Genomic DNA, 10,588 nt, shown 5'->3' with positions numbered 1-10,588 from the left:
GCGGCACCGCCGGAGCTCACATCGCGACCCGGCCCGCGCCACCACCACCGGCGCGTTGCGAAAGCCACTTTCGCAACGTTCAAGGTCGCGAAAGTGGCTTTCGCGACACGCCACCGTCAGAGTTCGCCCGCCCGCTCGTACAACTTCCGCACGGGCTCGGTGAAGGCGGCGCCGCTCAGGTCCGTGGTCACGCCGTCCTCGGTCATCGTCCCCCGGCTCGTCACGCTGAAGAGCGTGCCCTTGCCACTGGCGGGATCGAAGTTCCGCAGCCACGGACCACCGCTGGAGCCACCCGCCAGATCGCAGTCCGTGTTCCACGTCGTGGTCACCGAGTTCGCCTCGCGCGTGGCAGGCCGGACGCAGGAAAACAACGCCTCGCCGCCTGCCGCCCGCGAAACGGGATAGCCGAGGATCGTCGTGTCCACAGTGGACGGCAGTTCGCCGAACGAGATGTCCTGGGTACCCGCGACGTCCGCCACGTGCCGCCCGCCGACCGGGTCCAGCGCGATCACCGCGTCGTCGTCCGACCCGCTCATCGGCCCCGAGTACGTGCTGGACCAGGCGAAAGACCGCGCCGGGAACACCCCGTGCGGCGCGGCGCCGCGGTCGTAACCCGGGACGAACACGACGTTGACGATCTTGATCGGCCGGTCGAACCGGTCCAGTCCGCCGTTCACGCAGTGTCCGGCGGTGAACGCGACATCCTTGCTGGAGCTGGGAACCACCGTCGCGGTGCAGGATCCGTCGACGCCGGGCTCGGCGGTGAAGAACAGCCGTCCGACGCCCGGTGGGACCGGCCCTTCCCAGACGCGGCCGATCTTCTCGGCAGGCGGCAGATCCTCGTCGCCCACCCATTGCCGCATCCGCTCCGGCGTCCAATGGGCCAGCGCCGCCGCCCGGTCGGCCTCGCTCACCACGGTGACGACCTGGTCGTCCGCCGACGCCGACGGTGCGGCGACGAGAGCGGCACCGAGGGCGGCCGACAGGGCGACGATCCGGCGAGCCGCATGCTTCAAGTCCATACGGAGGGGACGTTCCGGCCGCCGGGAGGTTGTTCACTCACCCGTGTGTGTCGGGCTCCGAGCCGATCCGATACGACACGGGCCTGCCTTCCTCGTCCCGCATCTCGACCGGTTTGCCGTCGGCGTCCACGATCTTGCCGTCGACGATCTTGTCGCCGTTTTCGAGGCGGGAGAAGGCTTTCAGGTCGGAGTAGTCGATCACCCTGGTCGCCGTCGCGAACACCGACGGATCGCTTCCCGCCTTGGCGGGCTTCAGGTGATTGAACAACAGGTTCAGCACGACGGCCGTGAGCGCGGCGGAGCTGATCCCCGAGTGGAAGATCGTGCCGACCCACGCCGGGAAGTGGTGGTAGAACTCCGGTGCCGCGATCGGGATCATGCCCATCCCGACCGACGCCGCGACGATCACCAGGTTCATGTTCCCGTTGTAGTCCACTTTGGACAACGTCTTGATCCCGGACGCCGCGACCGTGCCGAACAGCACGAGACCGGCACCGCCCAGCACCGGGTACGGGATCGCGGCCACCACACGGCCGAGCACCGGGAGCATGCCGAGGATCAGCAGGATCACGCCGCCCGCGGTCACCACGAACCGGCTCCTGATCCCGGTGATCGCGACGAGGCCGACGTTCTGGGCGAACGCGCTCTGCATGAACCCGTTGAACACCGGCGCGATCGCCGAGGACGCCATGTCGGCGCGCAGCCCGTCGCCGATCCGGCGTTTGCCGACCCGCGTGTCGACGATCTCCCCCACCGCGAGGATGTCGGCCGTGGTCTCGGTGAGGGTCACCAGCACGACGATGAACATCGACACGATCGCGGCGACGTCGAAGGTCGGCATGCCGAAGGCGAACGGGGTCGGTACCGCGAAGATCGGGCCGTCCCAGACCTTGGAGAAATCGGCCTTGCCCAGCACGGCGGCCAGTACGGTGCCCACCACGATCGACAGCAGGATCGAGAGCCGGGAGATCGCCGGGACGGCGACCTTGCTGAGCAGCAGCACGATCGCCAGCGTCATCGCGGCCAGCCCGACGTTGGAGACCGAGCCGAATTCCGGCGATTTGGTGTTGTTGCCCATCGCCCACTGGGCCGCGACCGGCATCAGGCTGAGCCCGATCACCGTGATGACCGTTCCGGTGACGACCGGCGGGAAGTACTTCACCAGCCGCGAGAACACCGGTGTGATGAGCAGGCCGAGCGCCGCGGACGCGATCACCGAGCCGAAGACGGCGGGCAGTCCGCCGTCCGCGACGATCGCGGTCATCGTCGCCACGCCGGCGAAGGAAGTGCCCTGGACCAGCGGCAACCTGGAGCCGAAGAAGGGGATGCCGAACGACTGCAGGATCGTCGCCAGCCCGCCGATGAACAGGCACGACGCGACGAGCAGCCCGATCTCCGCCGTCGAAACGCCCGCGGCACCGCCGATGATCAGGGGTGGCGCGATGATCCCGCCGTACATCGTCAGGACGTGCTGGATGCCGTAAGTGAAACTCCTGCCGATCCCGAGCCGTTCGTCCTCGGGCCTGGCGCTCGCGGCCGTTTCGGCCTGCGTCCTCTTCACCATGGATCCGCCTCTCGGTAGAAGCGAGCGATGCCGGGCAATTTCAATCTGCGGAGGTTAACTTCCGCATGGCAGAACTTGCAAGACCCTGCCCGTACGGGTCGATCTCCCGGCGAGCGGACAAAGATCCTTTCCCGCACGGGGAACGAGAGCGCTGCGCTGGTAGAAATCGCCTTGCCCAGTCGGCGAGTATCCCGAGGCAGGAAGACGGCACATATGGCGAATCCGCTGGTCGCTGAACGTGAGGACTCCACCAAGGGGCACTCCGGCGTTCCGCTGCTGGAATCGGCGAACGACCTCAAAGAAGGCATCGAAAAGGGCGACTGGGCCGCCGTCGCGATGGGTGCCGTCGGGACGGCGCTCGACGCGCTGTCGATGGCCATGGACCCGTTCGGGTCGATCCTCGCCGCGGGCGTCGGCTGGCTGCTCGAACACGTCGGCCCGCTCTCCGACGCACTCGACGCCCTGACCGGCGACGCCGACCAGATCAAGGCGCAGGCCGAAACCTGGTCCAACATCGCAAAGGAACTCGGCGCCGTCGGCACTGAGCTGACCGACCTGGTCAAGGCCGACCTGCAGACGTGGGCGGGCGACGCCGCGGACCGCTATCGCGAGCGCTCGGCGGACACCGTCAACGTCCTCACGGCCGCGCAGAAGGGCTGCGAAGGAGCCTCCAGCGGCGTCAAGACCGCCGGTGAGGTCGTCGCCGCCGTCCGCACCCTCGTCCGCGACATCATCGCCGAACTCGTCGGCCACCTCATCAGCTGGGCGCTGCAGGTGCTGTTCACCCTCGGCATCGGGCTGACCTGGGTGGTGCCGCAGGTGGTGACCGCGGTCGCCAAGACCGCCGCGAAGATCGCCGACATCACCACCAAACTCGTCAAGGCGCTCAAGGGCCTGATGCCGCTGCTCAAACGGGCCGACTCGCTCTTCGACGACGCGGCCAAGGCCCTGCGCAAGCTGCAGGGCGGCAAGGTGGACGCCCCGCCGCCGCCCAAGACCAAGGGCGGCAACGATCGGGGGATCGACGAGGGCACCACCAGCTCCAGCGCCGACGGCGGCAACCACGGCGGTGGTGGTGGCGGCAACTCCAACGACAGGAGCATCGACACCAAGAACGACAACGACCAGACGAACAGCAGCGGCACCGGCGGCGGGGGCACCCGGGACCGTGGTGGTAGCAACGACACCACCAAGAAGGACGGCAACGACGACCGTTCGACGTCTTCGGATGCCAAGAACTACTGCGGTGACCCCGTCGACGTCGCGACCGGCGAGGTCGTCATGAAACAGGTCGACGTGACGTTGCCCGGCGACGCGGCGGAGCTGGAGCTCTCCCGGACGCATCTGTCGTCCTACACCGCGGGCCGCTGGTTCGGTCCTTCTTGGACGTCCACAATGGACCAAAGGCTGGCGTTCGCGGGCGATCGGGTGCTGTTCTACGCCGAAGACGGCATGGTGCTCACCTATCCCGTCCCGGCGGGCACGCCCGTGCTGCCGGTGCAGGGTCCGCGGCACCGGCTGCGCCGCGCGGCGGACGGCTACCGGCTGTCGATGGGCGATCGCGAACTGCTTTTCGCCGGCGCGGGCCGGATCCTGCCGCTCGTGGGCATCGAGCAGAACGGCGGACGCACGGAGTTCGCGTACACGGCCGAAGGCACGCCCGTGGGACTCCGCCGTGACGACGGCGTCGAACTCGCGATCGGCACCGCGAACGGGCGGATCGTCACGCTCGGCGCTCCGGGCAGGCCACCGCTCGTGCGCTTCTCGTACAACCGGCTCGGCCAGCTGAGCACCGTCACGGACTACGCCGGCCGCCCCATGACGCTCGACTACGACTTCGGGCACCGGCTCGTCGGCTGGAAGGACCGCACGGGCACCTGGTACCGCTACGTCTACGACGACGCCGGACGCTGCGTCCGCGCCGTGGGCGCGAGCGGCTACTACAACGCGACGTTCGCCTACGAGCCCGGCGCGACCCGGCACACCGACGCCGTCGGCCACACCTGGACATACCGCCTCAACGACGCCAAGCAGCTGATCGAACGGATCGATCCGCTGGGCAACTCGCAGCGCTACAGCTGGAACCGGCGCGACGAGCTTCTGTCCACAGTGGACGAACTCGGCCGGGAGACCGGTTACGAGTACGACGAAGACGGCCAACTGGTGGCTGTCCACCGTCCCGGCGGGGACACGGTGTCGCTGGCGCACACCGAGGGCGCTGTCCGGCTGTCCGCGGGGGACGTCCAGCGGACGGTCCCCGCGTTCGATCCGGCATCCACCCTCACCGGAACCGGGCTGCCGGTGGAGATCCCGGACGCGCCCGACCCGCTGACCGACGCCCCGGTGACGGATCGCCCCGGCGACCGCGATCTGTTCGGCCGCCCGCGGCTGGCGTACACGGCGTCCGGTGGGGCGGCGAAGCTCGGCTGGACGGCCGACGGCCGCCGCGCGTGGCGGCTCGGCCCGGACGGCGGTCGCGAGACGTGGGTGCACGACGCGGAAGGTCACGTGGTCGAGCACCGCGACGCGACCGGTGCGGCTCGGCGCCGCAGGTACGGCCCGTTCGGTCTCGTCCTGGAGGAGACCGACCCGGCCGGCGGACGCACTCTGTTCACCTACGACGGCGAACTGCGGCTCACCTCGGTGACGAATCCGAACGGTCGCACCTGGCGCTACGTCCGTGACGCCGCGGGGCGGCTCGTCGAGGAGACCGATTACGACGGCCGCCGGATCGGCTACACCTACGACGCGGCGGGGCAACTCCTTCGCATGACAAGCAGTACGGGCGACGCGACCGAGTACTTCTACGACCTTCAGGGCAACGTCGTGGCACGGCGCACCCCGGACGACGTCACGCGGTACGAATACGACGCGCTCGGCAGGATGACCGTCGCCGAGAACATCGAGTCGCGCGTCGAGATGGTGCACGACGACGGGGACCAGGTCGTCGTCGACACGATCAACGGGCTCGGGGTGTGCTGGCGGCGCGAGGGCGACACGCTCCTGCGGCGGACTTCGTCCGGTGTGGACAGTGAGTGGCGGTTCACGGGGACGGGGCTGCCGCGATCGCTGCGGATCGCGGGGCACGAGGTCGAATTCGGCTACGACGACGCCGAACGCGAGATCACCCGCAGCGTCGACGGCGCCGTGGTGCTCCGGCGGCGCTTCGACGCGGAAGACCGGCTCGCCGAAGAGGAGATCGCGGGCGTCGGGACGCGCGTGTACGGCTACCGTCCGGACGGCAGGCTCGCCGCCGTCGACGACGCGATCAGGCCGTGGCGGCTCGCCTTCGACGCCGCGGGCCGGGTCAACGAGGCCCGCGGACCCGCCGGGATCGAGCGGTTCACCCACGACGCGGCGGGCTACCGCACCCTCGACGACGGCGTCTACGACTCCGACGAGCGGGGGCGCGTCACCGCCGACCGGTCCTGCGCCTACGAATGGGACCACCTCGACCGGCTGCGTTCCGTGCGCACTCCTGATGGCGCGCTCTGGACGTACCACTACGACCCGCTCGGGCGGCGGTTCGCCAAACGCCGCTGGCTCATCGACGAGGACGGCGAGGCCGAACTCACGCACGACGTCCGCTTCCTGTGGAGCGGGATGAACGTGGTCGAGCGCATGGATTACAACCCGGCTGACGAGTCCTACCGGCTCTTCACCTGGGAGCGTTACGACGACGACCGCCCCGTCGTGCAGATCGAGCGCGTCGGCGAAGACGTGTCGTTCCGCGCCGTGATCACGTCGCCGGCGGGTACACCGACCGAGATGCTCGACGACCGCGGCACGCTGGTCTGGCAGGACCGCAGCAGTTTCTGGGGCGTGCCGCTGCCTGGCGCGGACCCCGCGTCGATGCCGCTGGCCTTCCCCGGCCAGCACCGCGACGAGGAAACCGGGCTGCACTACAACGTTTTCCGGTACTACGACCCACGGACGTCGCGCTACCTCAGCCAAGACCCGCTCGGCCTCGCGGCGGCGCCGAACCCGGTCGGCTACGTCGATCAGCCGCTGCTCATCGGCGACCCGCTCGGCCTCGCCGGCACCTGCGGCAAGAACGGGCCGGGCAGCCAGCAGCGGCCCCAGCCTGTCGGCCCGAGCGGGCCGAGCCAGCCGCCGCGCAGGAGCCCGAGGAAGCCTCCCATCGACGTCGACAAGATGTCCAAAGAGGAATTCGAGCGGTTCAAGCCGAAACTCGACGAGATCCTGAAGGCGGACAAGCACTTCTTCTGGTCCGGCGGCACCAAGAAACGCAAACGCGGCGAAGAGGACGAGTATCTCGGCTCGGTCGAGGAGAAGGCCACCAAGATCGCGAAGCAGAACGGCGGCAACACCCTCGAAGGGACGCTCAAGGACAACAACGTCAAGATGCCCGGCTGGATCAACGATCCCAAGGACCCGAGGAAACCGCTCGTCCAGGAGAAGTGGGACTACGTCTCCGAAACGTTCGCCAAGAACTCCAACAAGGACACGCACGTGGTCTTCCCCTACTGGCCGGGCAAGGGGCACGACATCTACCCGCATCGCCGCGAGGACAACGTGTTCGACGTGACCGAGTACCCGCGGCTCGAAAAGATGGGGATCGACCACATCACCAAGCACAACGCCGAAACCGGCCACACGCGCCCGTACCGGCACACCAAGTGACGTTGCCCCCGCCCGGCCGATTTGGTATACCAAAGGGAGTTCGTCGAGAAAGGTGCTCCCGTGTTGATCCGTGACGTCCGCCCCTGGGGTGGACAGCGCAGCGACGTCGAAGTGGCCGATGGCCGGATCACCGCGGTGCGGCCGCACGATCCCGCCGCCGCGACGGCGCCGGACACCGTCGACGGGCGGGGGCGGCTGCTGTTCCCGTCGTTCAGCGACGTGCACGTCCACCTGGACTCGACGCGGATCGGCCTGCCCTTCCGGCCGCACACCGGCGCTCCCGGCGTGTGGGCGATGATGCTGAACGACCGCGAAAACTGGCGAAACGCCGAGGTCCCGCTGCCCGAACGCGTCGCCGGGACACTGGAGCGGATGATCGCCAACGGCACCACCCGCGTGCGGACCTACGCGCAGGTGGACGTCGATTGCCAGCTCGAGAAGCTCGACGCCGTCCTCGCCGCGAAGGAGCGCTTCGCCAAGCACGCGGACGTCGAGATCATGGCGTTCCCGCAGGCCGGGATCCTGCGCGAACCCGGCACCGTGGACGTGCTGGAGGCGTCGCTGCGCTCGGGCGCCACGGTCGTCGGCGGGATCGACCCGTGCTCGCTGGACAAGGACCCCAAGGGGCATCTCGACGTCGTGTTCGGGCTCGCCGAGAAGTACGGCGTCGAGGTCGACATCCATCTGCACGAACCCGGCCACCTGGGCGTGTTCTCCACCGACCTGGTGATCGAACGGGTCCGCGCGCTGGACATGCGCGGCAAGGTCACCATGTCGCACGCGTACGAACTGGGCTCGATCTCGGAATCGGTGAGCCGCCGCCTGATCGACACGTTCGCGGAGCTCGACATCGCGATGGCGACCGTCGCGCCGTCGACCGACGGCCAGCTGTCGCTCGCGGACCTCACGACCGCGGGCGTGCGCGTCGGCCTCGGCGAGGACGGCCAGCGGGACTACTGGAGCCCGTACGGCAACTGCGACCTGCTCGATCGCACCTGGCAACTCGCCTTCACGAACGGCTTCCGCCGCGACGACCTGATCGAGATGGCGCTGGCCGTCGCCACGATGGGCGGCGCGTCGATCATGAGCCACGACGTGCCGCGCCTGGCCGGCATCGCCGACCGGCCGGGCGTGGCCGTCGGCGACCGTGCCGACCTCGTGCTGGTGGACGGCGAGACCCCGACGAGCGCGGTGATGGACCGCGGCAAGGACCGCACGGTGCTGCACGACGGCGTCGTCGTGGCGGACGGGCTTTCGGTGCTGGGTTAAATGCGTTGGCGCGCGATCGCGGCCGCTGCTACCTTGCCGGAGGCCGTGCGAGCGAACGAGGAGGTGGTACCCGTGGACATTTCGACATGGGTGCTCTCCTCAGGGGTCACGGTCGGGCGATAGGTCGTCCGGGAGCGCCGTTTCACGAGCACTCCCGAAAGGCACGACCATGCGCTTCACTTCCGAAAAACGCCTCGAAGACGGCGTCCTCGAACGCGAATTCACCCTCGGCGAGATCCCCGGCATCCTGTGGACGCCGGAATCCACGGCACCGGCCCCGCTGATCCTGATGGGCCACCCCGGCGGCTTGAGCAGGATGCACCCGCGGCTCGTGGCCCGGGCCCTGGGTTGCGCGGCGGAGGGCTACGCCGCGGCCACCATCGAACTCCCCGGAGCCGGTGACCGGCCGCGTTTCACCGTCGTCGACGAAGCCCGCGCCGACCTGCGGCACGTGCTGAAGGCCGGCGAGCCGGTCACCGACGACATCGTCGACCGGCTCGTCCTCCCGCTGGTCGAAACGGCGGTCCCGGAATGGCGGACCACCCTCGACGCCCTCCTCGAACTGCCCGAAATCGGCGGCCCGGTCGGGTTCTCGGGCGGGGTGATCGCCATCGGCACGAGGCTGGCGTTGGTCGAGCCACGCGTCGAAGCCGCCGTCCTGTTCGCCGGGAGTTACGTGCCGCGCAGCATCATCGAAGAGGCGCGGCAGGTCACCATCCCGCTGCACGTCCTGCTGCAGTGGGACGACGAAGGAAACGACCGGCAGCAGGCGCTGGATCTGTTCGACGCCTTCGGCTCCAAGGAGAAGACGTTGCACGCCAACATGGGCGGGCACACTGGCGTCCCTTGGTTCGCGGGCGAAGCGGCGGGCCGGTTCCTCGGCCGGCACCTGAAGTGACGTCCGGGGCCGCGGCGGAACGGCCGCGGCCCCTGGACCAAGCCGGCTGCGTGCCGTCAGGCCAGGCGGACCTGGAAGACGGCGACCCGGGCGTCATGCCCGTCCACGCGCATGTCCACGGTCTTGGTGTCGATGAACTGCTCCTGGACGACGCCGTTGCCCGCCAGCCAGTTGATGCGGTCGATCCCGGTGCCGAAGCAGCGGCGTTCCGAGTCCAGGTTGGTGGCCTTGTAGTAGTTCGGGTTGTTGGTGTCCGCGGTCCAGAAGACCAGGCGCCCGACGTTGTGGTGCGCGAGCACGCGACTGGCGTGGATTCTCTTGTGCTCGTTCCACTCGTCGCGCAGGTCGGCGCGCTGGTCGCCGTTGTACGCGTTCGCGATGTAGTGCGAGTTGATCAGCGCGAACTGGAGCGTCGGGTGGCTCTGGTGCCGCACCACGACCTCGTTGATCCAGCGCGGCGGGGTCACTCCGGTGATACCGCCGTGCACATACGTGGTCTTCGCGCTCGCCACCTCCCACGGCTGCGGGATCGAGATCGGGATCCGGAACGACGTGTTGTGCCGCAGGAACGCGTTGTTGTACAGGGGCCCGAAGTAATGGTCGATCATCGCGGGCTCACCGGTGTCGCCCTCGTTGATCTCCTGCCAGCCGACCAGAGGCCGCACCTGGGAGTCACAGTTGCGGACGGCGTCGATCGCGGCCTCGCGCGCCCCGAGGTTGTCGCGGCCGATGTTGGCGGTGACGATCGGCAGCCGGATCCATCCCGTCGCGGCGGAAGCCGTACCGGTACCGGCGGCCATGACGCCGAGCGCGGCACCACCACCGAGAGCGAGTGCCTTACGTCTGTTGAGCATTCCGGACACAGAAGATTCCCTTCTCGCGCTGTCACAGCGGGACACAGCCCGTGAAAGTGTCACAGAACGCGGTGCGATTGTGACCCCTTTGCGCCAAAACTGCCGCTTCCCGGTCAGTGCCCGGGGTGGAGGCGGGCCGGTCTTGATCGCGGTGCAGCAGATGCGGCCGCGGCTCTCGAACTTGTGAACGCCCGTGTTGCCGGACGGGTGCCACACCGACCGCAGCCAGGACACGGCAAGTACGCAATCAGGTCCGAGCTGCGGGGTCACTCCGGGCATCGTCCGGCGTGGTCAGGAGATCCGCGACGACATCCATGAAGCCTTCTCGATCTGGCCT

Annotated in this window: 6 protein-coding genes; 3 read left to right on the top strand and 3 right to left on the bottom strand. The window is 68.8% G+C overall.

All coding sequences use genetic code 11. The annotated features are described in order from the left end of the window. Positions 1-116: 116 nt before the first annotated feature. A complete protein-coding gene (locus ACFWIW_RS03475; protein ID WP_378366896.1) occupies positions 117-1,022 on the bottom strand; it encodes a trypsin-like serine peptidase in 906 nt (301 codons plus the stop codon). 37 nt (positions 1,023-1,059) lie between these two features. Continuing rightward, positions 1,060-2,586, bottom strand: coding sequence for a nucleobase:cation symporter-2 family protein (locus tag ACFWIW_RS03470; protein WP_378366895.1), 1,527 nt, complete (start codon positions 2,584-2,586; stop codon positions 1,060-1,062). Positions 2,587-2,799: 213 nt separating this feature from the next. On the opposite strand from ACFWIW_RS03470, the gene ACFWIW_RS03465 reads away from it, so the two are divergent. From ACFWIW_RS03465 to ACFWIW_RS03455, 3 genes are all read left to right on the top strand, one after another. Then, positions 2,800-7,230 (top strand): DUF6531 domain-containing protein, encoded by a 4,431-nt coding sequence (locus tag ACFWIW_RS03465; protein WP_378366894.1) that lies wholly within the window; start codon positions 2,800-2,802, stop codon positions 7,228-7,230. 60 nt (positions 7,231-7,290) lie between these two features. Next, on the top strand, positions 7,291-8,499 hold the full coding sequence (locus tag ACFWIW_RS03460) for an amidohydrolase family protein (RefSeq protein WP_378366893.1): 1,209 nt from the start codon (positions 7,291-7,293) through the stop codon (positions 8,497-8,499). 169 nt (positions 8,500-8,668) lie between these two features. Then, entirely contained in the window at positions 8,669-9,397 is a 729-nt protein-coding gene (locus ACFWIW_RS03455; protein ID WP_378366892.1) for a dienelactone hydrolase family protein, read from the top strand. A 56-nt stretch (positions 9,398-9,453) separates the two neighbouring features. Here ACFWIW_RS03455 and ACFWIW_RS03450 read toward each other — a convergent pair whose 3' ends face one another. Then, positions 9,454-10,251 carry a hypothetical protein gene (locus ACFWIW_RS03450; protein WP_378366891.1) on the bottom strand — a complete coding sequence of 266 codons (798 nt, stop codon included), beginning with the start codon at positions 10,249-10,251 and terminating at the stop codon, positions 9,454-9,456. Positions 10,252-10,588 lie beyond the last annotated feature (337 nt).

This window comes from Amycolatopsis sp. NPDC058340, assembly GCF_042723975.1.
Taxonomy (GTDB): domain Bacteria; phylum Actinomycetota; class Actinomycetes; order Mycobacteriales; family Pseudonocardiaceae; genus Amycolatopsis.
The sequence above is the reverse complement of the archived record's forward strand: the minus strand, read 5'-3'. Positions and strand labels throughout refer to the sequence as shown.

Bases quoted from the DNA above. Each gene is read 5' to 3' on its own strand.
- ACFWIW_RS03475 (WP_378366896.1), bottom strand. From the start codon at position 1,022: ATGGACTTGAAGCATGCGGCTCGCCGGATCGTCGCCCTGTCGGCCGCC.
- ACFWIW_RS03470 (WP_378366895.1), bottom strand. From the start codon at position 2,586: ATGGTGAAGAGGACGCAGGCCGAAACGGCCGCGAGCGCCAGGCCCGAG.
- ACFWIW_RS03465 (WP_378366894.1), top strand. From the start codon at position 2,800: ATGGCGAATCCGCTGGTCGCTGAACGTGAGGACTCCACCAAGGGGCAC.
- ACFWIW_RS03455 (WP_378366892.1), top strand. From the start codon at position 8,669: ATGCGCTTCACTTCCGAAAAACGCCTCGAAGACGGCGTCCTCGAACGC.
- ACFWIW_RS03450 (WP_378366891.1), bottom strand. From the start codon at position 10,251: ATGCTCAACAGACGTAAGGCACTCGCTCTCGGTGGTGGTGCCGCGCTC.